The 24,192-nt window shown below is 72.9% G+C and carries 19 protein-coding genes and 1 pseudogene; 16 read left to right on the top strand and 4 right to left on the bottom strand.

Going from position 1 to position 24,192, the window contains the following annotated elements:
• Positions 1-141 precede the first annotated feature (141 nt).
• Both ACFYMP_RS26955 and ACFYMP_RS26950 read left to right on the top strand, forming a co-directional pair.
• Positions 142-1,596 carry an aromatic amino acid ammonia-lyase gene (locus tag ACFYMP_RS26955; protein WP_388862354.1) on the top strand — a complete coding sequence of 485 codons (1,455 nt, stop codon included), beginning with the start codon at positions 142-144 and terminating at the stop codon, positions 1,594-1,596.
• A 153-nt stretch (positions 1,597-1,749) separates the two neighbouring features.
• Complete coding sequence (locus tag ACFYMP_RS26950) at positions 1,750-3,921, top strand: discoidin domain-containing protein (protein WP_388862352.1); 2,172 nt, start codon at positions 1,750-1,752, stop codon at positions 3,919-3,921.
• 147 nt (positions 3,922-4,068) lie between these two features.
• Here ACFYMP_RS26950 and ACFYMP_RS26945 read toward each other — a convergent pair whose 3' ends face one another.
• Complete coding sequence (locus ACFYMP_RS26945) at positions 4,069-5,151, bottom strand: MerR family transcriptional regulator (protein ID WP_388862350.1); 1,083 nt, start codon at positions 5,149-5,151, stop codon at positions 4,069-4,071.
• Positions 5,152-5,300: 149 nt separating this feature from the next.
• Positions 5,301-5,666: a YybH family protein gene (locus ACFYMP_RS26940; protein ID WP_388862348.1), complete on the bottom strand. Its 366-nt coding sequence runs from the start codon at positions 5,664-5,666 to the stop codon at positions 5,301-5,303.
• A 119-nt stretch (positions 5,667-5,785) separates the two neighbouring features.
• On the opposite strand from ACFYMP_RS26940, the gene ACFYMP_RS26935 reads away from it, so the two are divergent.
• The 10 genes from ACFYMP_RS26935 (at position 5,786) to panD (ending at position 17,249) form a co-directional block, all read left to right on the top strand.
• Positions 5,786-6,709, top strand: coding sequence for a LysR family transcriptional regulator (locus ACFYMP_RS26935; protein WP_388862346.1), 924 nt, complete (start codon positions 5,786-5,788; stop codon positions 6,707-6,709).
• Positions 6,710-6,847: 138 nt separating this feature from the next.
• Positions 6,848-7,264: a hypothetical protein gene (locus tag ACFYMP_RS26930; protein ID WP_388862344.1), complete on the top strand. Its 417-nt coding sequence runs from the start codon at positions 6,848-6,850 to the stop codon at positions 7,262-7,264.
• Between the two features lie 149 nt (positions 7,265-7,413).
• Positions 7,414-8,208, top strand: coding sequence for a TIGR03084 family metal-binding protein (locus ACFYMP_RS26925; RefSeq protein WP_388862342.1), 795 nt, complete (start codon positions 7,414-7,416; stop codon positions 8,206-8,208).
• Positions 8,205-10,043 carry an acyclic terpene utilization AtuA family protein gene (locus ACFYMP_RS26920; RefSeq protein WP_388862340.1) on the top strand — a complete coding sequence of 613 codons (1,839 nt, stop codon included), beginning with the start codon at positions 8,205-8,207 and terminating at the stop codon, positions 10,041-10,043. Before ACFYMP_RS26925 ends, ACFYMP_RS26920 begins: the two co-directional genes overlap by 4 nt.
• Positions 10,040-11,638, top strand: coding sequence for an acyl-CoA carboxylase subunit beta (locus ACFYMP_RS26915; protein ID WP_388862338.1), 1,599 nt, complete (start codon positions 10,040-10,042; stop codon positions 11,636-11,638). Before ACFYMP_RS26920 ends, ACFYMP_RS26915 begins: the two co-directional genes overlap by 4 nt.
• A gap of 8 nt (positions 11,639-11,646) precedes the next feature.
• Complete coding sequence (locus ACFYMP_RS26910; RefSeq protein WP_388862489.1) at positions 11,647-13,644, top strand: acetyl/propionyl/methylcrotonyl-CoA carboxylase subunit alpha; 1,998 nt, start codon at positions 11,647-11,649, stop codon at positions 13,642-13,644.
• A gap of 61 nt (positions 13,645-13,705) precedes the next feature.
• Positions 13,706-14,866, top strand: coding sequence for an acyl-CoA dehydrogenase family protein (locus ACFYMP_RS26905; RefSeq protein WP_388862336.1), 1,161 nt, complete (start codon positions 13,706-13,708; stop codon positions 14,864-14,866).
• A 170-nt stretch (positions 14,867-15,036) separates the two neighbouring features.
• Positions 15,037-15,795, top strand: a complete 759-nt coding sequence (locus ACFYMP_RS26900) for an enoyl-CoA hydratase family protein (RefSeq protein ID WP_388862334.1) — start codon at positions 15,037-15,039, stop codon at positions 15,793-15,795.
• Positions 15,783-16,370: a TetR/AcrR family transcriptional regulator gene (locus tag ACFYMP_RS26895; RefSeq protein ID WP_388862332.1), complete on the top strand. Its 588-nt coding sequence runs from the start codon at positions 15,783-15,785 to the stop codon at positions 16,368-16,370. The genes ACFYMP_RS26900 and ACFYMP_RS26895 overlap by 13 nt, the downstream gene beginning before the upstream one ends.
• Positions 16,371-16,823: 453 nt before the next feature.
• Complete coding sequence (panD, locus tag ACFYMP_RS26890; RefSeq protein ID WP_388862330.1) at positions 16,824-17,249, top strand: aspartate 1-decarboxylase; 426 nt, start codon at positions 16,824-16,826, stop codon at positions 17,247-17,249.
• 49 nt (positions 17,250-17,298) lie between these two features.
• On the opposite strand, the gene ACFYMP_RS26885 is transcribed toward panD, so the two are convergent.
• On the bottom strand, positions 17,299-17,754 hold the full coding sequence (locus ACFYMP_RS26885; RefSeq protein ID WP_388862328.1) for a hypothetical protein: 456 nt from the start codon (positions 17,752-17,754) through the stop codon (positions 17,299-17,301).
• Between the two features lie 104 nt (positions 17,755-17,858).
• Positions 17,859-19,598, bottom strand: a complete 1,740-nt coding sequence (locus ACFYMP_RS26880) for a beta-galactosidase family protein (RefSeq protein WP_388862326.1) — start codon at positions 19,596-19,598, stop codon at positions 17,859-17,861.
• Between the two features lie 345 nt (positions 19,599-19,943).
• Here ACFYMP_RS26880 and ACFYMP_RS26875 point away from each other — a divergent pair, with 345 nt between their 5' ends.
• The 4 genes and pseudogenes from ACFYMP_RS26875 to ACFYMP_RS26860 all read left to right on the top strand — a co-directional run bounded on the left by ACFYMP_RS26875 (position 19,944) and on the right by ACFYMP_RS26860 (position 24,029).
• A complete protein-coding gene (locus ACFYMP_RS26875; protein ID WP_388862324.1) occupies positions 19,944-21,161 on the top strand; it encodes a sialidase family protein in 1,218 nt (405 codons plus the stop codon).
• Between the two features lie 223 nt (positions 21,162-21,384).
• Positions 21,385-22,947, top strand: a complete 1,563-nt coding sequence (locus tag ACFYMP_RS26870) for a hypothetical protein (protein WP_388862322.1) — start codon at positions 21,385-21,387, stop codon at positions 22,945-22,947.
• A gap of 21 nt (positions 22,948-22,968) precedes the next feature.
• Positions 22,969-23,274, top strand: a pseudogene (locus ACFYMP_RS26865) (NPCBM/NEW2 domain-containing protein); the annotation flags it as partial.
• A gap of 146 nt (positions 23,275-23,420) precedes the next feature.
• Positions 23,421-24,029: a DUF998 domain-containing protein gene (locus ACFYMP_RS26860; protein WP_388862320.1), complete on the top strand. Its 609-nt coding sequence runs from the start codon at positions 23,421-23,423 to the stop codon at positions 24,027-24,029.
• Positions 24,030-24,192 lie beyond the last annotated feature (163 nt).

Below are 24,192 nucleotides of genomic sequence, written 5' to 3'. Positions count from 1 at the left end.
TTGCGACGGCACCGCCCAGGCGCGGTCCGTTTCGAGGTGGGCGGGTGCGCTCGTATCTCCTGCCGGTCACTCCCTTGCCATCGTCGTGAATAAGAAGTTTCATGTAGGTTCATTGACGAATAGAAACCTGTCAAGGGGTGAGTGACGATCGACAGCATCCGTCTCCGTATTGAGGGGTCCCGACTGCGGTGCGCCGACGTGGTGAGCGTGGCCCGTCGCCGGGCCGACCTGGAGCTCGACCACAAGGCGCTGGAGCGGGCCGGCCACGCCTACGAGGTGGCTCGCGACAGCGAGACGAAGCGCGCTGTCTATGGTCGCACTACCGGCGTGGGGGCCAACCGGCACGAGGTCGTCGACCCGCACACCGCCGACCAGCACGGCCTGCGCCTGCTGCGCAGCCACGCGGGCACCACGGGGGAGATCTCCGACGAGGACCTCGTGCGCGCCACCCTCGTCATCCGCCTCAACCAGCTCGCCGCGGCCGGCAGCGGGGTGCACCCACGACTGCTGACCGCCCTGGCCACGGCGCTGCGGGTGGGCGCCGTACCCGTCACGCACACGCGCGGCTCCATCGGCACCGGCGACCTGGGCCAGCTCGCCGAGATCGCGCTGACCCTGGCCGGTGAGCGACCGTGGGGCTCGGGCCGGGTCGCCCCCATCCCCATCAGCCCCGGCGACGCCCTCGCCTTCATCTCCAGCAACGCCGCCACCCTCGCGCGCTCCGTCCTGGCCTGGAGCGACCTGCGGACGCTGCTGCACGCCAGCCACGTCGTCACCGCGCTGTCGTACTGCGCGCTCGGCGGCTCGCCCGAGGCGTTCGCCGCCCGCGTGCACGCGCAGCGCCCGCACCCCGGCTCGGTGCGCTGCGCCTCCGAGATGCGCCGGCTGCTGTGGGGTGAGGAGCGGCCCGCGCCCGGCCGCCGCCTCCAGGACCCCTTCGGACTCCGGGCCTTTCCGCAGGTCCAGGGCCCCGCCCTGGAAGCGGCCGACACCCTGGAGACGGCGCTGGAGGTGGACATCAACGCGGCGGCGGAGAACCCCTTCATCGACGTCGAGACGGGTGAGGTGTATCACCACGGCCACTTCGCCACCTCCCACCTCGCCCTCGACCTCGACCATCTGCGGGCCGCCGTCCACCACGTGGCCGAACTCTCCACGGCCCGCCTGAGCGATCTCGTCGAGCCGGACCTGAGCGGGCTCCCGCCCTTCCTGGCCGACGGCCCGGCCGGCAGCTCCGGCATCATGATCCTGGAGTACACGGCGCACGACGCGCTCAGCCAGATGCGGCACGCGGCGGCGCCGGTGACCCTCGGGACGGCCGTCATCTCGCGGGGGCTGGAGGACCACGCCAGCTTCTCGACCCAGGCGGCCCACGCCACGACCGCCGCGATCGCCTCGTACCGCACGGTCCTCGCCTGCGAGCTGATCGGTGCCGTCCGCGCCCTGACGATGAGCGGCGTGGAGCTGCCGGCGGCACCCGTGCGCGAGGCGCTGCTGCTGGCCCAGCGGACCCTGCCCATGATCCGGGAGGACCACCCGCTCACCGACGAGATCACCGTCGCCGAAGGTCTCCTCGCGGCGCTGGCGGAACTCTAGGGGCTGCCGTTCGGCGTGCGGCGGGGGCACGCGCACATACTGCCTGTGTCCGGCGCGTTGACAGCCGATTGCGTACACGTCACTCTCCTGGGAGAGCGCTCTCTCATCCAGTCGCGGGACCGTGAGTCCCACCTCTTTCTCCCAGGAGAGAATGTGCACAGACCCAGTGCGGCCCTGCCTGTCCCCGCACGGACGGGCACGTTGCTGATCACCCTTCTCGCGCTGGTCGCGGCATCGCTCGTGATGCTGACCGCCACCTCCGCACACGCCGCGGAGACCCTGCTCTCCCAAGGCAAGACCGCCACCGCCTCCTCCCGCGAGGGCGACGGCTTCCCCGCCTCCGCCGCGGTGGACGGCAACCTGACCGGCACCCGGTGGGCCAGCGAATGGCGCGACCCGCAGTGGATCCAGGTCGACCTGGGCAAGACCTCGCAACTGAGCCGGATCGTGCTGACCTGGGAGTCCGCCTACGGAAAGGCGTACGAGATCCAGGCCTCCGACAACGGCACGGACTGGCGCACCCTCAAGAGTGTGACCGACGGCGACGGCGGCACCGACGAGCTCGCGGTGTCGGGCTCGGGCCGGTACGTCCGGATGTACGGCACCGCGCGCGCCGGCGGCTACGGGTACTCGCTGTGGGAGTTCCAGGTGTACGGGACGGGCGACGCGACGCCCCCGGCCACCGGCGGCGCGGTGCGGGTCACCGGCTCGCAGGGAAACTGGCAGCTGACCGTGGACGGGAAGCCGTATCAGGTCAAGGGCCTCACCTGGGGACCGGCCGTCTCGGACGCCGCCCGCTACCTGCCCGACCTGAAGTCGATGGGCGTCAACACCATCAGGACCTGGGGCACGGACGGTTCCAGCAAGCCCCTGCTGGACGAGGCGGCGGCCAACGGCATCCGCGTGGTCAGCGGTTTCTGGCTGCAACCGGGTGGCGGTCCCGGCAGCGGTGGCTGCGTCAACTACGTCACGGACAGCGCGTACAAGTCCTCCTCGCTCACCGAGTTCGCCAAGTGGGTGGACACCTACAAGAAGCACCCGGGTGTCCTGATGTGGAACGTCGGCAACGAGTCGGTGCTCGGCCTGCAGAACTGCTACAGCGGTGCCGAACTGGAGCGGCAGCGCGACGCCTACACCTCCTTCGTCAACGACGTGGCGAAGAGGATCCACTCCATCGACCCCGACCACCCGGTCACCTCCACCGACGCCTGGACCGGTGCCTGGCCCTACTACAAGCGCAACGCACCCGATCTCGACCTGTACTCGATGAACTCCTACGGGGACATCTGCTCGGTACGCGGCGCCTGGGAGGCCGGCGGCTACACCAAGCCGTACATCATCACGGAGGGCGGCCCGGCAGGGGAGTGGGAGGTCCCCAACGACGCCAACGGCGTCCCCGACGAGCCCACCGACGTCCAGAAGGCCGACGGCTACACCAAGGCGTGGAACTGCGTCACCGGGCACCAGGGCGTGGCCCTGGGAGCGACCTTCTTCCACTACGGCACCGAGCACGACTTCGGCGGGGTGTGGTTCAACCTCGTGCCGGACGGCAAGAAGCGGCTGTCGTACTACGCGGTGAAGAAGGCGTACGCCGGCTCCACCGCCGGGGACAACACCCCGCCGGTCATCAGCAACATGGCCGTCCAGGGGGCGAACGCGGCGCCCGCGGGACGGGAGTTCACCGTCTCCGCCAATGTCCGCGAGCCCGACAACGACGCGATCACGTACAAGATCTACCTCAGCGGCAACTACGCCACCGGTGACAAGGCCCTGGTGGAGGCCAAGTGGCGGGCCACCGGCAACGGCACCTTCGCCGTGACGGCGCCCGAGCGGCTTGGGGTGTGGAAGGTATACATCCAGGCCGAGGACGGCCACGGCAACGCGGGCATCGAGACCAAGTCCGTGAAGGTCGTCGCCCCGCCCGTGAGCGGCACCAACCTGGCGCTGAACCGGCCGACGACGGCCACCTCGGCCCAGGCCGGCAGCAGCGGCTGCCCCTGCACGGCGGCGATGGCCACCGACGGCAAGCCGGACACCCGTTGGGCCAGCGACTGGAGCGACCCGCAGTCGATCCAGGTGGACCTCGGGGAGCGCAAGTCCTTCCGCCAGCTCCAGCTCGTGTGGGACCCGGCGTTCGCGAAGTCCTACGAGGTCCAGGTCTCGGACAACGGCAGCGACTGGCGCACGGTGTACGCCACCACTTCGGGCAACGGTGACGTCGACAGCCTCGACGTCGCCGCGACCGCGCGCTACGTCAAGCTGAACCTCACCCAGCGAGGCACCGCCTGGGGCTACTCGCTCTACGAGTTCGGGGTCTACAGCTGAGTCCGCCGGCAGCGTGAGACCGCACCACCACCGTGCCGGGCCGGTTCGCCCTCGGCACGGTGGTGGTGCCCTCGGCGCGGCCGGGGCGGCCGGCCCCGGTCGCTCACCGCTGGGGGACGGGACACCGGCCGTGTGCGCCCGGACCGGTCAGGTGTCCAGCCTTACCGGCATCAGGAGCGAGAAGGCGTCCTCCTCGTCGGGGCGGCGGACCGCGACGGGCGCGGTGGGCGCGCCGAACTCCAGGATCAGCCGGTCCCGGGCCCCCGCGCTGAGCGCGTCCAGGAGGAAGGCACGGTTGAGGGCCACGTCGTCCGGCTCGTCGTCCCCCTCCTCGCAGAGGGCCACCGTGTCCTCGTCCACGGCGCGCAGCACGCTGAGGACGCAGGGCTCGGTGCCCGGCTCCGTCCCCTCACTCGCGCGTACGGGTCCGCTCCGCAGCGCCTCCCGGAAGGCGGGCACCTCGACGAGGACCCGGCGCCCGGACGGCACCTGGACGAGCCGGCGGTAGTCGGGGAACTCGTGGCCGAGGCAGCGGCCGGCCGCCTGGCGGTCCCCGGCCTCCAGCGTGAGCCCGTCCCCTTCCACGGTGAGCCGGACGGTCTCCTTTGAACCGGTCAGCGCGCGTACGGCGTCGGCGAGCGGACTCGGCACGATCACCTGCGTACGCGCCCCGCTGTGGCCCGTCACCGCAATCCGCGCGACGGCCAGCCGGTACCGGTCGGTGGCCACGAGCCGCAGCCCGTCACCCTCCACGTCGAACAGGACCCCTCTCAGCATGGGCAGTTCGGGGTCGGTGCCGGCGGCGAAGCGGACCGCGTCCAGCGCGGCGGCCAGCCCGGTCGCTGACACCGACAGTCGCACAGCGGCAGTGGGGACGGACGTCATCGGGTTCTCCCTGGTGTCGAGTAGTGCCAAGAGCGTGGAGAACTCGGCCCGAGCCCGGGACAGCCCCGCCTCCAGACGGCGAAGATGGGCCGTCAGCAAGCGCCGCACCAGATCCGGGTCCGCCCCGGACCAGCCGGCCAGCACGAGACGGATGTCCGCCACGGGCATCCCGGCCCCACGCAGCCGGGTCAGCAGCCGGGCCTCCTCCAACTGCCCGTCGCCGTACCAGCGATAGCCGCTCGCCGGGTCCACCCAGGCCGGGACGAGGACCCCGGCACGGTCGTAGAACCGCAGGGCGCTCACCCCCAGCCCGCTGTCCCGTGCCACCTCACCAATGCTGCGCATCTCGTTCTCCACACGTACGACCCTGGCCCCTGCATCAGGTCGAGGGTCAACCGCGCCGCCGACCGGCGCTCCCTCGCCACCTCCCCGACGGCTGTGCGCACGACGGGACGTGCCCGCGTCCCTCGCTGAGGGGCACGGGCACCGAGAAGTCAGCTGGTGGGGGAGCGGAACTCCGGCTGGTCGATGACGCGCTGCCAGCTGCCGTCGGGCTGCCGCCGCACCACCTGGGCGCGGGCGCCGGAACCGTCCTTCGGCGGTGTGGCGGTCAGGGCGATGTCGCCGCAGACCAGGGTGGGGAGGGGCTCCTCCGCCTCGAAGTGCGGCCCGTTCGCGAGCACCTTCTCCCACAGCCGGCGAATGGCCTGTCGGCCCACCGTGGTGCCGCCGGGCGGGTAGGCCATCACCGCCTCCTCCTCGTACAGCGCCGCGAGACCGGCGGCGTCACCGGCGTTCGCGCGTTCCACGAACAGGCGGGTGAGATCCTCCGGCCGCAGGGCCTTCTCGTTCTCGGGCACGACGTTCCTCCTCGGGTGCGGACCCGGGAAACCGGTGGACTCCCGGGGTTCCTCCATGGTCCGACCCGACGTGAGATCAGTCCAATCAATGGTTTTGATCGGATCTATCATCACGGGTTATGGAGTTCAGGCAGTTGACGTACTTCCTCGCGGTGGCCGAGGAATCCAGTTTCACGCGGGCGGCCGAACGTGTGCACGTGAGCCAGCCCGGGATCAGCGCCCAGATCCGTCAGCTGGAGAACGAACTCGGCACGACGCTCCTCGACCGGTCCGGCCGCGGGGCCAGGCTGACGACGGCGGGGGAGGTGGTCTCCGGTCACGCACGCGCCGTGCTGTCCGCCGTGGAGGCCCTGCGGCAGGCGGTGGACGAGATGAACGGGCTGATCCGCGGCCGGCTGGTCGTCGGCATGGTCACGGCGTGCACCGTCGCCCCGCTGTTCGAAGCGCTGTCGGCCTTCCACCTGGCCCATCCCGGCGTCGAGATCAGCCTTGTCGAGGACGACTCCGCGCGACTGGTCGAGTACGTCCGCGGCGGCAGCGTGGACCTCGCGCTGATCGGCGCGGCCGGCCGGGCGCCGGAGGGCCTGGACAGCCGGCAGCTGGTCAGTGAGGCGATCGTGGCGGCGGTGCCTCCGGGGCATCCGCTCACCGCGCGGGGTGCTGTCACGCTGGCCGAACTGAGCGCCTATCCCGTCATCTGCCTCCCCCGGGGCACCGGCATCCGGGCGGTGCTGGACCGGGCCTCGGCCGCCCGGGGCCTCACGTTGACCGTGGCCCTCCAGGCGAGTGCGCCGGGGACGGTCGTGCGGCTCGCCGAGCGTGGGCTGGGGGTCGCGGTGCTGTCCGCCTCGATGCTCGACCAGGAGTCGCCACTGCGGACCGTGCCCCTCACGGACGCCGACATCCCCGCGGTCCTGGCCCTGGTCAGCGCGCCCACCAAGAGCCCCGCCCTGCGAGAACTGCTCGGGTACTGCCAAGAGGCGTTCGGGGACACGGTCGCGCAGGCCCTGGCGCCGGCTGGTGAGGACGCCGCCGAACGCTGAGATCCGGGCCCCGCGAGCGCCGTCGAGAAAGGGCGCGCCCCGGACGCGGGGCGGGCGCGACCGGCCGGAACCCCGTGCCGTCGGTCCACCGTTTCCCACTCCTCGCCGGATACGCTGCCGACGAAAGGGGGCATGACGATGCGTATGCTCACAAAGTCCTGGCCTGTGGCCGCACTTGGCGCGATGCTGTTCCTCGCCACGACGGCGCCCGCCGGTGCCGCGCCCGTCTCGGCGCGGGCCTACGTCCAGCGCTGTACCCATCTGGGCAACGGTGATCTCTGTATCGACGTCAACGGCCGGGTCGGTACCCGGGGCGTCATCGGCGTCGGCTACTGGAAGCGTGCGGGCTCCTCCGTGCACGTACGCCTCGGCTGGCAGAACACCACCGGCGGCGGCGCCCACTTCAGCCGCACCGTCCACGGTCCGCTGGTCCCGGGGACCGACACGGGGACCGAGACGTGGCCGACGTACCTGGCGGCCGGGTGCGTCTACCCGCTGATCGAGGTCGTCGGGCAGGGGACCCTCAAGGGCAAGGAGGTCTGCGTGCCCTCCTGACCCGGGGCGTGTGGGGGGTCGGCTGGAGTGAGGCCCGGGTGCGAGACCCGGGTGGAGATCTGGGCAGAAAATAATGCAAGCGCGCTTGCTTGTTTTCTTGTCCGCTGCCATGCTCCTGGACACGCCGCCACGCCCGAGGGGAGCGCACCGTGTCCGACGCCGCAGCCGTGATCGACGACTTGGGCGAGGAGAGCGAGGAACTCGACTCCCTGGTAGCCGGGTTGCAACACGATCAGTGGGCCGCGCCGACCCCCGCGGCCGGCTGGAGTATCGCCCACCAGATCGCCCACCTGGCCTGGACGGACGAGGTCGCGCTGCTCGCCGCCACCGATCCCGACGCCTTCGCGACGGAGGTGTCCAAGGCAGTGGAGGCGCCCGCGTCCTTCGTGGACGAATCCGCCGGGCCGGGCGCCGTGACACCACCCCCGGAACTCCTGCGGCGCTGGCGCGAGGGGCGCGAGCGACTTCGGGCCGCGCTGCGGGCGGCGCCCGCCGGGACCCGTATCCCCTGGTACGGTCCCGCGATGAGCGTGCCGTCCATGGCGACCGCCCGTCTCATGGAGACCTGGGCGCACGGTCAGGACGTGGCCGACGCACTCGGCGTCAGCCGCACCCCCACCGCGCGGCTGCGACATGTGGCGCGGATCGGGGTACGGGCCCGCGACTACGCCTACCTCGTGCGCGGGATCGAGGCGCCCCAGGAGGAGTTCCGGATCGAACTCGTCACGCCCGGCGGCTCGTTGCTCGCCTACGGGCCCGAGGGCGCCGCCCAGCGGGTCGGCGGGCCCCTGCTCGACTTCTGTCTGCTCGTCACCCAGCGCGCTCATCGTGCGGACCTGGCCGTCACCGCCGTCGGGTCCGAGGCGGACCGGTGGCTGGACATCGCCCAGGCCTTCGCCGGCCCCGCCGGACCGGGGCGTGCCGCGCGGGGTGGTGACCGGTGAGGAGACCTCTGCGCGTCGGCAACGCCTCCGGCTTCTACGGTGACCGCTTCGACGCCGTGCGCGAGATGCTCACGGGAGGTCCCCTCGACGTACTGACCGGCGACTACCTCGCCGAACTCACCCTGCTCATCCTCGGCCGCAGCCGCCTGAAGGACCCCGCGCGCGGATACGCCACCACCTTCCTCCAGCAGATGGAGGAGTGCCTCGGACTCGCCCACGCGCGCGGAGTGAAGATCGTCACCAACGCCGGTGGACTCCATCCGGCGGGGCTCGCCGACGCGCTGAGGGAGTTGGTGGAGCGGACGGGTGTACCGACGCGGGTCGCCCATGTGGAGGGCGACGGCCTGCCCGTGCCGGAGGGATACCTCACCGCCAACGCCTACCTCGGTGGTGCCGGGATCACGAGCTGCCTGAACGCCGGGGCCGACATCGTCGTCACCGGGCGGGTCACCGACGCCGCGCTCGTGACCGGTCCGGCCGCCGCCCACTTCGGCTGGGGGCCCGAGGACCGGGACGCGCTCGCCGGGGCCGTCGTCGCCGGGCACCTGCTGGAGTGCGGAACGCAGGTCAGTGGTGGCAACTACTCCTTCTTCCGGGGCCACGACCTGCGGCGCCCCGGCTTCCCGCTCGCCGAGATCCACGCCGACGGCAGCTGTGTCGTCACCAAGCACGAGGGCACCGGCGGCTTCGTCGACCGCGGCACCGTCACCGCCCAACTGCTGTACGAGACCGCTGGGGCCCGGTACGCGGGACCCGACGTCACCGCCCGGCTCGACACCGTGACGCTGACCCAGGACGGCCCGGACCGCGTCAGGGTCCGCGGTGTACGCGGTGAGGCGCCGCCGCCCACCCTGAAGGCCGGGTTCACCCGGCTCGGCGGCTGGCGCAACGAGGTCGTCCTCGTCCTCACCGGTCTCGACATCGAAGCCAAGGCAGCGCTGGTGCGCGGCCAGGTCGAGGACGCGTTCACCCGTGCCGGGCGGCGCCCCGAGCACGTCCGGTGGGAACTCGTCCGCACCGACCGGGCCGACGCGGACAGCGAGGAGACCGCCAGTGCCCTGCTCCGGCTCGTCGTCCGCGACCGGGACCCGGAGGCGGTCGGCCGCGCGGTCTCCGGTGCCGCGATCGAACTGGCCCTCGGCTCCTACCCGGGTTTCCACGTCACCGCCCCGCCCGGAAAAGGGGCACCGTACGGGGTCTTCGAGGCCCGGTACATACCGGCGAGCGAGGCCGAACACCTCGCCGTGCTGCCCGACGGACGCCGGGAGATACAGCAACCTCCTCCACACACAGCGGTGTTGCACGAGGTGCCGGAGCCGCCGCTGCCCGTGCCGCTGCCCGCCGGTCCCACCCGCCCCGCACCGCTGGGCCGGATCGCCGGAGCGCGCAGCGGGGACAAGGGAGGAGACGCCAACGTCGGGGTGTGGGTCGACGGGGACGCCGCCTGGCGGTGGCTGGCCCACGAGCTGACGGTAGAGCGGTTCAGGGAACTGCTGCCGGAGACCGCCCGACTCACTGTCGTACGCCATGTCCTGCCCGGTCTGCGCGCCCTCAACTTCGTCGTCCACGGTCTCCTCGGTGAGGGCGTCGCCGCGCAGGCCCGCTTCGACCCCCAGGCGAAGGCGCTGGGGGAGTGGCTGCGTTCGCGCCGGCTCGCCGTCCCCGCCGTCCTGCTGGACGAGGCCCGTGACAGCGGGGCCCACGACAGCGAAGAAGACCGCGACGTCGAGGACCGGGACAGCGCCCAAGCCCCCCACGGCCGTGCTGACCGCGCTGACCGCGCTGACCGCGCTGACCGCGCTGACCGCGCCGACCGAACGGAGGGGACCGCATGACCGTCCTGACCACCGCGCTCGACACCGGCGGACCTGAGTACACCGCGAACCGCGCGGCCATGCTCACCAAGCTCACCGAACTCGACGCCGCCCACGCCGAGGCGCTGGCCGGAGGCGGCGCGAAGTACGTCGAGCGACACCGCGCGCGCGGCAAACTACTGCCCCGCGAGCGGATCGAGCTGCTGATCGACGAGGACACCCCGTTCCTCGAACTCTCCCCCCTCGCCGCCTGGGGCAGTGACTACGCCGTGGGCGCCTCACTCGTCACCGGGATCGGGGTGGTGGCGGGCGTCGAATGCCTGATCACCGCCAACGACCCGACCGTACGCGGCGGCGCCTCCAACCCCTGGACGCTCAAGAAGGCCCTGCGCGCCAACGAGATCGCCTTCGCCAACCGGCTGCCCTGCGTCAGTCTCGTCGAGTCGGGCGGCGCCGACCTGCCCTCCCAGAAGGAGATCTTCATCCCGGGCGGGGCCCTGTTCCGCGACCTCACCCGGCTCTCCGCCGCCGGCGTCCCCACCGTGGCCGTCGTGTTCGGGAACTCCACCGCCGGAGGAGCGTACGTCCCCGGTATGTCCGACCACACCGTCATGATCGAGGAGCGGTCCAAGGTCTTCCTCGGTGGACCTCCGCTGGTCAGGATGGCCACCGGTGAGGAGAGCGACGACGAGTCACTCGGCGGCGCCGCGATGCACGCCCGCACCTCCGGTCTCGCCGACCACTTCGCCGTGGACGAGCAGGACGCGCTGCGCCAGGCCCGGCGGATCGTCTCCCGGCTCAACTGGCGCAAGGCACACCCCGATCCGGGGCCCGCCGAGGAGCCGAAGTACGACCAGGACGAACTGATCGGCATCGTCCCCGGCGACCTCAAGGTGCCCTTCGACCCGCGCGAGGTCATCGCCCGACTGGTCGACGGCTCAGAGTTCGACACGTTCAAACCGCTCTACGGCACCAGCCTGGTCACCGGCTGGGCGCGCCTGCACGGCTACCCCGTGGGCATCCTCGCCAACGCGCGGGGCGTGCTGTTCAGCGCGGAGTCGCAGAAGGCCGCCCAGTTCATCCAGCTCGCCAACCAGCGCGACATCCCCCTCCTCTTCCTGCACAACACCACCGGCTACATGGTCGGCAAGGAGTACGAGCAGGGCGGCATCATCAAGCACGGCGCGATGATGATCAACGCGGTGGCGAACTCGAAGGTCCCGCACCTGTCGGTCCTGATGGGCGCGTCCTACGGGGCCGGGCACTACGGCATGTGCGGCCGCGCCTACGATCCCCGCTTCCTCTTCGCGTGGCCCGGCAGCAAGGCCGCCGTCATGGGGCCGCAGCAACTGGCCGGGGTGCTCTCCCTCGTCGCCCGCGCCTCCGCCGCCGCCAAGGGCCGCCCCTACGACGACGAGGCGGACGCCGCGCTGCGCGCCGTGGTCGAGCAGCAGATCGAGTCCGAGTCGCTGCCGATGTTCCTGTCCGGACGGCTCTACGACGACGGCGTCATCGACCCGCGCGACACCAGGACCGTCCTCGGGATGTGCCTGTCCGCGATCCACACCGCACCGGTCGAGGGCGCCCGGGGCGGCTTCGGCATCTTCCGGATGTGAGGACGACTGTGATCAGCACCCTGCTCGTCGCCAACCGGGCCGAGATCGCCTGCCGCATCTTCCGCACCTGCCGCGCCCTCGGCATCGCCACCGTCGCCGTGTACTCCGACGCGGACGCCGGCGCACTGCACGTCAGAGAGGCGGACACCGCCGTACGACTGCCGGGTGCCGCGCCCGCCGACACGTATCTGCGCGGCGATCTCCTGGTACGGGCCGCGCTCTCGGCGGGCGCCGACGCCGTGCACCCCGGCTACGGCTTCCTCTCCGAGAACGCCGGTTTCGCGCGGGCCGTGCAGGACGCCGGTCTTCTCTGGGTCGGCCCCCCGGCCAAGGCCGTCGAGCTGATGGCGTCCAAAACCCGTGCCAAGCAGCTGATGGCCGCCGCCGGCGTGCCGCTGCTCGCCCCCGTGGACCCGGCGCGGGCACGCGCCGAAGACCTGCCGCTCCTGCTGAAGGCGGCGGCCGGAGGAGGCGGCCGCGGCATGCGGATCGTACGCGAGATGGGCGAACTGGGAAGGGAGCTGACGGCCGCCGCCGCGGAGGCGGCCGCCGCGTTCGGGGACGGCGAGGTCTTCGCCGAGCCGTATGTGGAGCGCGCCCGGCACGTCGAGGTGCAGATCATGGCCGACGCCCACGGGGGTGTCTGGGCGCTCGGCACCCGGGACTGCTCCCTCCAGCGCCGCCACCAGAAGGTCATCGAGGAGGCACCCGCCCCGGGCCTGGACGAGGAGGTGCGCACACGGCTGCGCGAGGCCGCCCTCGACGCCGCCCGCGCCGTCGGCTACCGGGGGGCGGGCACCGTCGAATTCCTGGTCACCGCCGACCAACGCGCCTACTTCCTGGAGATGAACACCCGCCTCCAGGTCGAACACCCGGTCACCGAAGCCGTGTACGGTCTCGACCTCGTCGCGTACCAGCTACGGATCGCCGAGGGGGAGCCGCTGCCCGCCGCCGGGCCTCCACCGCCCCGTGGCCACGCCGTCGAGGCCCGGCTCTACGCCGAGGACCCGGCCCGCGACTGGCAGCCGCACACCGGGGAACTGCTCGCGCTCGACCTCCCCGAGGAGCCGGGGTTGCGCCTGGACACCGGCTACAGCGGCGGCGACGCGATCGGCGTGCACTACGACCCGATGCTCGCCAAGGTCATCGCCCACGCCCCCACCCGCACCGAGGCGGTCCGCCTCCTCGCGCGCGCCCTGGAACGCGCCCGCGTCCACGGCCCCGTCACCAACCGGGACCTGCTCGTCCGGTCCCTGCGCCACCCCGACTTCCTCGCCGCCCGTCCCGACACCGGTTTCTACGACCGCCACCTCGACACGCTCACCGCCCCGGACACCGACCCGGCCCCCGCCCGTCGCGCGGCCCTGGCGGCCGCGCTCGCCGACGCGGCCGCGCGCCAGGGCGCCCCGGAACACGACCGCGCCACCGGCCCCGCCGGTCACCGGACCCGCCTTCTTCCCGCCCGCCTGGGGGCCTGGCGCAACGTCCCCTCGCAGCCGCGCACCAAGCGCTACCGCGAGGAGCCCGGCGGCACCGAACACACGATCGCCTACCGCACCACCCGGGACGGCCTGGTCCCCGAGACCGGCGAACGGGTCCTCGCCGCCCGCCCCGGTCAGGTCCTGCTCGAAGCCGATGGGGTCACCCGCCGCTACGAGGTCGCCGCGTACCGGGACCGCGTCCACGTGGACGGCCCCACGGGCGCCTACACCTTCACCGCCCTGCCCCGCTTCACCGACCCCACCGAACAGGCCGCCCCCGGCTCCCTGCTGGCCCCCATGCCCGGCACCGTCGTCCGCCTCGCGGACGGGCTCGCGGCCGGGGACGAGGTGGAGACCGGACAGCCCCTGATCTGGCTGGAGGCGATGAAGATGGAACACCGCGTCCTCGCCCCCGCCCGCGGCACCCTCACCGCGCTGCACGCCGCCCCCGGACTCCAGGTCGAGGTCGGCGCCCTGCTCGCCGTCGTCACACAGACCCGGGAAGCGGGCGAGGACAGGTCCTGAACCCGCCCGGCACCACCATCCCCGACCGTCGTTCCCACCCCCGCACCGGAGGAGAACACGCGTGAGCACCGTCCTCGAAACCGAAGAACAGCAAGCCCTGCGCGCGGCCGTCGCCGCCCTCGGGAAGCGGTACGGCCGCGACTACATGACCTCGGTCGTCCGCGCCGGGGAACAGCCGCGTGAGCTGTGGACCGAGGCCGCCGGACTCGGCTACCTCGGGGTGAACCTCCCGGTCGAGCACGGCGGTGGCGGCAGCGGCATGGCCGAACTCTCGATCGTGCTGGAGGAGCTGGGAGCGGCCGGCAGCCCGCTGCTGATGATGATCGTCTCCCCGGCCATCTGCGGCACCGTCATCGCCCGCTTCGGCACCGAGGCGCAGAAGCGGCGCTGGCTGCCCGGTCTCGCCGACGGCAGCCTCACCATGGCCTTCGGCATCACCGAACCCGACGCCGGCTCCAACTCCCACCGCATCACCACCACCGCCCGCCGGGACGGCGACGACTGGGTGCTCAGCGGACGCAAGGTGTTCGTCTCCGGCGTCGACATCGCGGACGCCACCCTCGTCGTCGGCCGCACCGCGGACGCCCGGTCCGGTCGGCTGAAGCCCTGCCTGTTCATCGTGCCGCGCGAGGCCCCCGGTTTCGGGCGTTCCCGCATCGACATGGAGATCCAGGCGCCGGAGAAACAGTTCGAACTCGTCCTCGACGAGGTCCGGCTGCCCGCCGACGCCCTGGTCGGCGACGAGGACGCCGGACTGCTCCAGCTCTTCGCGGGGCTCAACCCCGAACGCATCATGACCGCGGCCTTCGGTATCGGCATGGGCCGGTACGCCGTGCGCCGCGCCGTCGAGTACGCGCGCACCCGGCAGGTCTGGAAGCAGCCCATCGGCGCGCACCAGGCCGTCGCCCACCCCCTGGCCCAGGCGCACATCGAACTCGAACTGGCCCGGCTGATGATGCAGAAGGCGGCCCGGTTGTACGACGAGGGCGACGACACCGGGGCGGGCGAGGCCGCCAACATGGCGAAGTACGCGGCCGGAGAGGCGTGCGTGAGGGCCGTCGACCAGGCGGTGCACACCCTCGGCGGCAACGGCCTCACGCGGGAGTACGGCCTCGCCTCCCTCGTCACGGCGGCCCGCGTCGCGCGGATCGCACCGGTCAGCCGGGAAATGATCCTGAACTACGTGTCGCACCAGTCCCTGGGCCTTCCCAAGTCCTACTGAGCGAGACCACCGGTCCGCCTGACCGAGACCACCGGTTCGCGCCCCGGCACGACGACCCGGCGGGCCCGCCCGCTCCTGTCCGCCGTACCGCGCGCCGGGTCCGCGAGAACCTCCGGCGCGCGTCGCGCGCGGCCGCCGGGCGCGTGCGCCAGGAAGAAGGAGCAGTACCCATGACCCCTGCCGCCCCCGGCACCTCGCCCCTCGCCGCCCCCGTCCACGAGCGCGGCGTCACCACACTCACGCTCGACTCCCCGGCGCGGCGCAACGCGCTCTCCGCCGCCCTCGTCACGGACCTCGCCGAGGCCCTGGCGACGTGCGCGGCCGAGGACACCGTTCGAGCCGTGATCCTCACCCACACCGGGAACACCTTCTGCGCGGGCGCCGACCTCACCGCCCCGCCCGAACCGTCCGCGCTGGTGGCGCTCATGCGGCAGATCCTCGAACTGCCCAAACCGGTGGTCGCCCGGGTCACCGGTCACGTCCGGGCGGGCGGCCTCGGCCTGCTCGGGGCCTGTGACATCTCGGTGGCGGGCCCCGACGCCTCGTTCGCCCTGACCGAATCCCGGCTCGGCCTCGCCCCCGCCGTGATCTCCCTGCCCCTGCTGCCCCGCGTCGACCCCTGCGCGGCCGCCCGCTACTTCCTCACCGGTGAACGCTTCGACGCCACCGAGGCGGCCCGCATCTCGCTGGTCACACAGGCGGCCGCGGACGTGGACAGCGCACTGGCTCCCGTGCTCGACGGCCTGCGCCGGGCCTCTCCCCAGGGGCTGGCGGCGTCGAAGCGACTGGTCACGACTACTGTGCTGCACAGTTTCGACCAGTACGCCGAAGACGTCATCGCCCGCTCGGCAGCGCTCTTCTCCTCCGCCGAGGCACGGGAGGGGATGACGGCCTTCCTCGAACGACGGGACCCCGCATGGGTGTTGTGACACCGCCCAAGACCCCCAAGCAGGACCGGAGCCGGGCCACCCGCAGACGGCTCCTCGAAGCCGCGGTCGCCTGCCTCGCCGCGCACGGCTGGGCCGGCTCCACCGTCTCGGTCGTCGCCGAGCGCGCCGGCGTCTCGCGCGGCGCCGCCCAGCATCACTTCCCGACCCGCGAGGACCTGTTCACGGCCGCCGTCGAGTACGTCGCCGAAGAACGCTCCGCCGCTCTGCGCGCCCTCCCCGTCCAGGGCCGTGCCGCGGTCGTCGCCGCCCTTGTGGACCTCTACACGGGCCCGCTCTTCCGCGCCGCCCTCCAGCTGTGGGTCGCCGCGTCCAACGAGGAGCAACTGCGCCCCCGCGTCACCGAACTCGAAGCCCGCGTGGGCCGCGAGACCCACCGCATCGCCGTCGAACTCCTGCGCGCCGACGAGTCCCGCCCCGGCGTCCGTGAAACCGTCCAGGGCCTCCTCGACATGGCCCGCGGCCTGGGCCTGGCCAACGTCCTCACGGACGACGCGGCCCGCAGGGAGAGGGTGGTGAGGCAGTGGGCGACACTGATGGAGACGGCGCTGGGCTGAGTCCGTCCGGTTCCCGGCGCGGGACGCGCTGTCCGCCTCCTCACCCAGCGCGTACCGGCCCTGGCCCGGGGCGGCGGACACGGAGAGCGTCTCGCACGGCGGTCGCCGGTCGTCCCGCTGCCGGCGCCCGGACAGACATCTGGACGGCTGCCCGTCCGCTGCGAGACGGAGCTGACCGAGGCCGTGCGCGAACGCGCCGGGAGCAGACCGGTGGCTCCCAGAACGCCACCGGCTTGTTCTGTCCGCGCCCGCCCGCAGACACCGCCTCCCGCAAGCGGGTGGAACCGTCCCCGCGCTCATCCCGCGCCGCGCGAAGAGGCCGGGCGAGCGGCTGGCCGGCCCGAAGCCGGGGCGCCGGGGAGTGCTGCCCCGGCACGCGAGGCGTTGTAAGGTAGGTAACCGCACTTGACCTGCAAGAACGCAGGCGGGGAGCCTAGTTCCAGGAGTATCTCGATGCTGCGCACCATGTTCAAGTCGAAGATTCACCGGGCCACCGTCACGGAAGCCGACCTGCACTATGTCGGTTCGGTCACCGTCGACGCCGATCTGCTCGACGCCGCCGACCTGCTTCCCGGCGAGCTGGTCCACATCGTCGACATCACCAACGGCGCCCGGCTGGAGACGTACACCATCCCGGGGGAGCGCGGCTCCGGCGTGATCGGGATCAACGGGGCCGCCGCCCACCTCGTGCACCCCGGCGACCTCGTCATCCTCATGTCGTACGCGCAGGTCGACGACGCCGAGGCCCGCACGCTGACCCCGCGCGTCGTGCACGTCGACGCGGACAACCGCGTCGTGGCCCTCGGCAGCGACCCCTCCGAGCCCGTCCCCGGCACCGAGGCCCGGCGCAGCCCGCACGCCCTGCCCGCCGGAGCCTGAACCGCGGGGCGAACGTGACGGCGGGGGCCGCCCGGGGCGGCCCCCGCCGTCAGCCGCCCAGATGCTCGATGCCCGCCTCCAGGGTCGGGTGGCGGCCGTCGACCGGGCCCGAGTTCCGGTTGAACCACACCGCGTCGAGGGCCGGCTCGAAGGACGCGTGCCCGGCCGGGCAGCGCAGCCACACGTTGTCCTGGCGCAGCAGGACCAGCCAGTCGCGGTAGCCGCCGCAGTCCCGGCAGGCACGGACCGCCCCGTCCAGGACGAGGGGGCCCGCGTAGCGCATCAGCAGCCCGTCCACCTCGTCCCGCGAGGGCACCCGCAGCTCCTCCGGCGGGAAGTCCCCCTCCGCGGGGGCCACCGAGACCTCGCGCACCGGCCCCGGGCCGGGCCGCGCGGGGCGTGCGGGCCCGGACGGCCGCTCCCCGCGCGCCCACGCGCGCGACCGTTCGCGCTGCTCCTGGCGCGCACGCCGTTGCGCGCGGCGGTCACGCTCGGACCCTGCCATGTGCGTCGTCCCTTCCCTCTTCACCTGCCGGCCGCATCCTCGCGGCAGCGCTACGACGATGGTGCCCTACGTCCCCGGGACGATCCGGCCGGCCCGGCGGTACCTCAGCTCAGCAGCGCCTCCGGTGCGCCCGAACCCTCCAGTTCCAGCACCCACACCTCGTTCTCGCCCTCGCGCAGGACCGGACCCGGTACGTAGAGCGACTTCTGCGGGCCCACCGACCAGTACCGGCCGAGGCAGAACCCGTTGACCCACACGAAGCCGCGCCCCCACCCCGGCACCTCCAGGGACGCGTCCCCGGGGCCGGACACCACGCACCGGCCCCGGAACAGGCCCCTTTCCCCCGGCTCGACAGCGCCCCGGGACAGGCGTCCCACGGCCCGCGCGTCGTCGAAGGCGTCGAGCCGCAGACCACTCGCGCGCACCCCGTGGACGTACTGCCGCTCGTGCAGCAGGCCCCCGGTCAGGCCCTTCGGCTCGCCCGTCAGCGGGCCGTAGTTGACCCGGCCGAGCGATTCGGCCCACACCTCCACCTCGGCGGGCCCCGCGACCTGCGCGCCCACCGCGACCCGCTTCCCGTCCACGTACAGCCGTACGACATCCCGCGCCCCCGGGAGGGTGAGCGCCAGGGGCGGACGCGGGCCCGGTATCCGTGCCCGGTAGCGCACGAGTCCCCGGTCGACGTCCAGGTCCTCGAAGCTCGGGGCCGCTCCCGACTCCCGCTCGCCCCCGCCCAGGACGTCCACCACCTCGTCCAGGGAGGACCAGATGTCCAGGCGAACCCGCACCGGGGCGGACAGCGCCGGGGGAGCGGGCGGCGGATCGACCGGGGGCCGGTGCGTATACGGTGCCAGGACCTCGCGCATACGCCAGTACTTCTCGGTCGGCCGGCCGCGCTCGTCGATCGGCGCGTCGTAGTCGTACGAGGTCACGGTCGGCTCCAGCTCCCCGTCGTGCAGGGGCCCCGACCGGTTGGCCCCGGCCCAGCCACCGAAACTCGTCCCGCCGTGCGCCATGTACAGATTCACCGAGGCCCCGCACTCCAGGATCTCCCGCAGGGCCCGTGCCGCGTCCTCGGCGTCCCGCCGCACCGGCTCGGCGCCCCAGTGGTCGAACCAGCCGCACCAGAACTCCATGCACATCAGCGGCCCCTCCGGTCGCAGCGCGCGCAGCGAGCCGAACGCGTCGGCGGCGCAGGAGCCGAAGTTGACGGTCGCGAGCACCCCGGGGACGCTTCCCCCGGTCAGCATGTGGTCCTCGGGGCCGTCCGAGGTGCACAGCACGCAGTCGATCCCGGCCTCCCTCAGCAGGGACGTCAGCTCGGCGAGATACACGTGGTCCGAGCCGTAGGAGCCGTACTCGTTCTCGACCTGCACCATGATCACCGGGCCGCCGGCGGTGGCCAGACGCTCCACCACCTGGGGGAGCAACGCGCCGAACCAGCGCCTCACATGACCGAGATAGGCGGCGTCCCTGGTGCGGACGCGCCGGCCGAGCGCACCCGTCAGCCAGTGCGGCAGCCCGCCGTTCTCCCATTCCGCGCAGATGTACGGTCCGGGGCGGACGATCGCCCACAGGCCCGCCTCCGCCACGGCGTCCAGGAACCTGCCGAGCGCCCCCACGTCCCGGAACTCACCGGGACGCGGCTCGTGCAGATTCCACGGCACATACGTCTCGACGCAGTTCAGGCCGAGGGCCCGCAGCATGCCCAGCCGGTGCGGCCAGTGCTCCTCGTGCACCCGGAAGTAGTGCAGCGCCCCCGAGAGGACGCGCACCGGCCGGCCGTCCACCTCGAAGTCCCGTTCGCCCACCGTGAAGCCGGCACCGGCCTGCTGATCCGTCACGTGTGCCCCGCCTTTTCCTTCAGGTCCCCGTCATGGAAGTGCAGCCACCACTCTCGCCTCTCAAGTCGCCGCACGTCACCCCCTTCCGCGGCCCGGATCAGGTGGTCCTCGCCCGGCCGGCGTCACGAACAGCGGGGCGCCGCCTCTCCGGACGGGCCCCGCGGCCGGTTGCCGCACGGGTGTTTACATCGATGTAACGACCCTTCTACTCTGGCGGACACGCGGCGCTCCGGCGCTCGCGCCCACCACACGAAGCCGCGCGTCCGTCGCCCACCGCCCCTTGCCGCATGCGGAGTTGGCGGTGACACGCGTACGGACCCCGCCCCCCACCATCCGGGAGCCGCCATGAACCTCACGTCCGCGCACCCGTCGTCCCCTCCGCCCCCGGCACCGTCCCGGCCGGGGGTGCGGAGAAGCGCCCTCCTCGCGACGCTGTTCACCCTCGTCGCGGGCCTCCTCGCCCTGTGCGTGCCGCCCGCGGGCGCGGCGAGCGGTACCCCGCTGCGCGAGGAGACCGGCCTCTACCCGCGCGTCGTGCGCCTGGAGCACAACGGACCGGCCAACGGACAGGTCCTGGCCTCCGTCGTCGGTTTCGACGGAGACAACGGACTCGGCGAGATCTACCGCTCCACGGACGACGGCGCGAGCTTCCAGCACGCCGGCACCGTGCGTGACCCGGAGGCCGCGGGCGGCCAGGGGCTGTGCTGCGGCACGCTGTACGAACTCCCGCGGGCCGTCGGCGACCTGCCCGCGGGCACCCTGCTGTGGTCCGCCTCGGTGGGCCAGGACGAGACGAACCGGCGCATGGGCCTGCGGGTCTTCGCGAGCCACGACCTCGGCGCCACTTGGTCCTACCTGTCGACGGTCGCCACCGCGACTGACGAAGGCGGCTTGTGGGAACCGGAGTTCTCCATCGACGCGCAGGGGAATCTGGTGTGTCACTACTCGGACGAGACGGACGGCGCACACAGCCAGAAGCTCGTCGCCGCCCGTACCAGTGACGGCGTCACCTGGACCGGCCACCACGACACCGTCGCGAGCACCCTGAACAGCGACCGTCCCGGGATGGCGGTGGTCCGCGAGCTCCCGGACGGCACCTACTTCATGACGTACGAGATCTGCGCCGCCGCCGGCCAGTTCCAGTGCGTCGTGCACTACCGCACCTCGGCGGACGGCTGGGACTGGGGCGACCCCACGTGGCTCGGCATCCGCCCCGAGACCGCCGACGGCAAGTACTTCAAGCACGCGCCGACCGTGGCCTGGGCGCCGCAGGCCGGGAACCCGCAGGGCAAGCTGCTGCTCGTCGGGCAGGTCATGTACAACGCCGACGGTTCGGTCGCCTCCGGCAGCGGGCGCACGGTGTGGTCCAACAGCGCCGGGGGCGAGGGCGCCTGGCAGGAGGCCGCCGCGCCCGTCGCGGTGGACTCCACCACGGTCGACTACTGCCCGAACTACAGCTCGGCGCTGCTGCCCTCGGCCGACGGCAGCCGGCTCCTGGAGATCGCCACCGACTACGACGGGACGGTCTGCAAGCCCTACTTCGCCACCGGCGACCTCGGCTGAGCCCGCTTCGGACGGCTGGTCCTGCGCCGGTCCCGCCGCCCCCGCTCCTCCGGCCCGACGACCGGGGGAGCGGGGGCGGCGGTCCCGGAAAGGGCCGCAGAGCAGGCGGGCGGCTCTGTCACAACCGCCTCCCGGCGCATTGACAACCCCGCCGGGCACCCGGAAGCATCGCGCCCCGCCACGAACGGTGACAACGATGTCGAGAAGATCTCAGGAGGATTCCATGAGTTCTGCCGAACAGCGTCGCGACCTGATGAGCCGACGCGGTGTGCTGCGGGCCGGCGCGATCGCCGGGCTCGCCGCCTCGGGGACCGCGCTCGGCGCGTCCGCCTACGGCGCGGCGCCGGCCGGCGGGGGCGACGGCCGGCCCGAGATCCGGTTCGGCGGCGTACACGACGCGCTGCTGGGCGGCGCCTACGCGGCCGCTGTGAAGAACCTGCTGGACATCAACACCGTCCCCTACGACCCCGACACGTACAACCAGACCGGCCTGATGACCGATCCGCCCGGAGTCTTCGTCCGGGCGGGCGGCGGCTACGAGCAGCCGTGGACCCGGGACGCCTCGGTCAACGCCTGGAACGCCGCGAGCCTGCTCGCCCCGGACGCGGCCCGCAACACCCTGTGGGCGGTGTGCCGCCGCCAGGACGACGGCACGCTCGTCGTACAGCAGGACAACCAGTGGTGGGACCAGATCATCTGGGCGGTCGCCGCCCACCACCACTATCTGGTGACCGGTGACCGCGCCTTCCTGCACGAGGCCCACGAGGCCGCGGCCAACACGCTGCGGATCAACCGCGACCACCACTTCAACAGCGAGTACGGGCTGTTCGAGGGCCCGGCGTTCATGCAGGACGGTATCGCCGGCTACCCCTCGCCGCCCGCCGACCCGAGGAACGGCTCCTCGTTCGTACTCGACCATCCGGGCACCGACAAGATCATGGCGCTGTCCACCAACTGCCTTTACCACGCCGGGTATCTCGCGCTCGCCGCCATGGCCGACGCCCTCGGGGACCGAGCGGCGGCCGGACGGCGGCGGGCGGCCGCCGCAGAGCTGCGCGGGGCCGTCAACACGCGACTGTGGATCGAGAAGGAGAAGGTCTACGGCTACTTCGTCCACGGCAGCGGGGAGCGGGCGGGGCGGCTGGAGCCCTACCAGGAGGGCAACGGGCTCGCCTTCGCCGTGCTCTGCGGGGTCGCGAGCACGGGGCGGACCCGTGCCCTCCTCGCCGCCACGCACCACGAGCCGCACGGTGTGGTCAACGTGTGGCCGCACTTCGCCGAGTTCGACGACGCGCACCCCGGGCGCCACAACGTGACCGTCTGGCCGATGACGCTCGGGATGTGGGGCCACGCGGCGGCGAGAGGCGGGCGCCCCGACCTCCTCGGCCGTACGCTCACGGACCTGGCCGGCCTCTACCGGCAGGACGGTCACTTCTGGGAGCTGTACAACGCGCGGACCGGTGTGCAGGACGGCGGCTGGCAGAACGGTGCTCACTGGGGCTCCGAGGAGGACCAGACCTGGTCGGCTACCGGTTACCTTCGGCTCGTGCACCACGGGCTGTTCGGCATCGTGCACGAGCCCGGCGGGCTCCGGTTCACCCCGAGCCTCCCGGTGGGCTGGGGACCGGTCACCCTCTCCGGACTGCCCTACCGGCGCTCGACCCTGGACCTCAGGCTGTCCGGATCAGGCCGTCGGCTCGTGTCCCTGACGGTGGACGGACGGCGCACCTCGTACGTGCCGGCGAATCTGCGCGGCCGGCACACGGTGCACCTCCAGGTGGCCTGAGAGGGCGCCACCACCTATGCCGAGGGCCTCGGTGCCCACGCGGAACCCACCCTGGAGGTCTGGCTCGGCGTGGCCCGCACCTCGTTCGCGGCCGACACCGGTGCGGGCGACACGAACTGCTCCGGCGCAAGCGTGGCCTTCGAGGTGCCGGCCGACGGGCAGGAGGTGTACAAGCGGTCCCGGGCTGAGCGACGCGGACGAGGCCGTACCGTTCGAGGCCGACGTGAGCGGAGCGGAACGTCTCACCCGCCACGTCCTGGACGACGGCGACGGCTACGCCCTCGACACGCGGACCGGGCCGGGGCCGCCTCGCACTGCCGCACCTGATCCGCTCCTTCCGTGCCGCTCCCCGCCGTGGGGCGGTACGGAAGGAGCGGGGCCGGCGCGAAGGGCCCGCGGCGGCGGGCGGCCGTCCGGGGCACCGCCGAGCGTGGTTCGCGGCCTGCGCCAGAGGTCTCACCTAGGGTGCCGTCATGCGACGTACTCCCTGGTGGGCCCTGCTCCCGGCCGGGTTCGCCCCCGTGCTGCTGATCGGCGCCTGGACGATCGCACAGGTCCTGCAGGGCCCCGGGTACGACCCGGTCAACAAGACCATCAGCGTCCTCGCCTCGTACGGCGCCCCCGGCTACTGGCTGATGACCGCCGCCCTGCTCGTCCTGGGCGCCTGTTATGTGGCGACCGCGCACGGGCTGCGTCCTGCGGCGCTCGCCGGGCGCGCCGCGCTCGCCGGTGGCGGGCTGGCCGCGATGTGCCTGACGCTGGCCCCGGCGCCGCCCCGGGGCGGCGACCTCGGCCACGGCGCCGTGGCCACCGTCGGCTTCGTGCTCCTCGCGGTCTGGCCGGCCCTGGCGGCCGACCGTCGCCGCCCCCGCGCCCCCTGGGGGCTGCGGCCGGGCGTCTCCACGGCGGTGACCGCCCTGATGTCACTGGGCGCCGTCCTGTTCCTGCTCTCCCTGGTACGCGGCTGGGCCCCCGGCGTCATCGAGCGCGTCCTGACCTTCGCCCAGGCCCTGTGGCCTCTGCTCGTCGTCCTGTCCTGCCTCAGCGACCCCGAGGGGCGGACGCCCCGGAGCGTCGCGTGACGACGGACGGCCCGCCCGGGAACACCGGTGGGCGGGGGCCCCCCCCGGGGGGGCCCCCCCCCCCCGGGTTTGTGGGGGGGGGGGGGGGGGGCCCGGGGGGCCCCGGCCGGGGGCCAACAACCAGTACAGGCGGGACGCACTAGCACCCGCCCCGGTTCACCGC

The organism is Streptomyces sp. NPDC007088 (assembly GCF_042869355.1).
In the GTDB taxonomy this organism is placed as follows: domain Bacteria; phylum Actinomycetota; class Actinomycetes; order Streptomycetales; family Streptomycetaceae; genus Streptomyces.
This window is presented reverse-complemented; position numbering and strand designations above follow the sequence as displayed.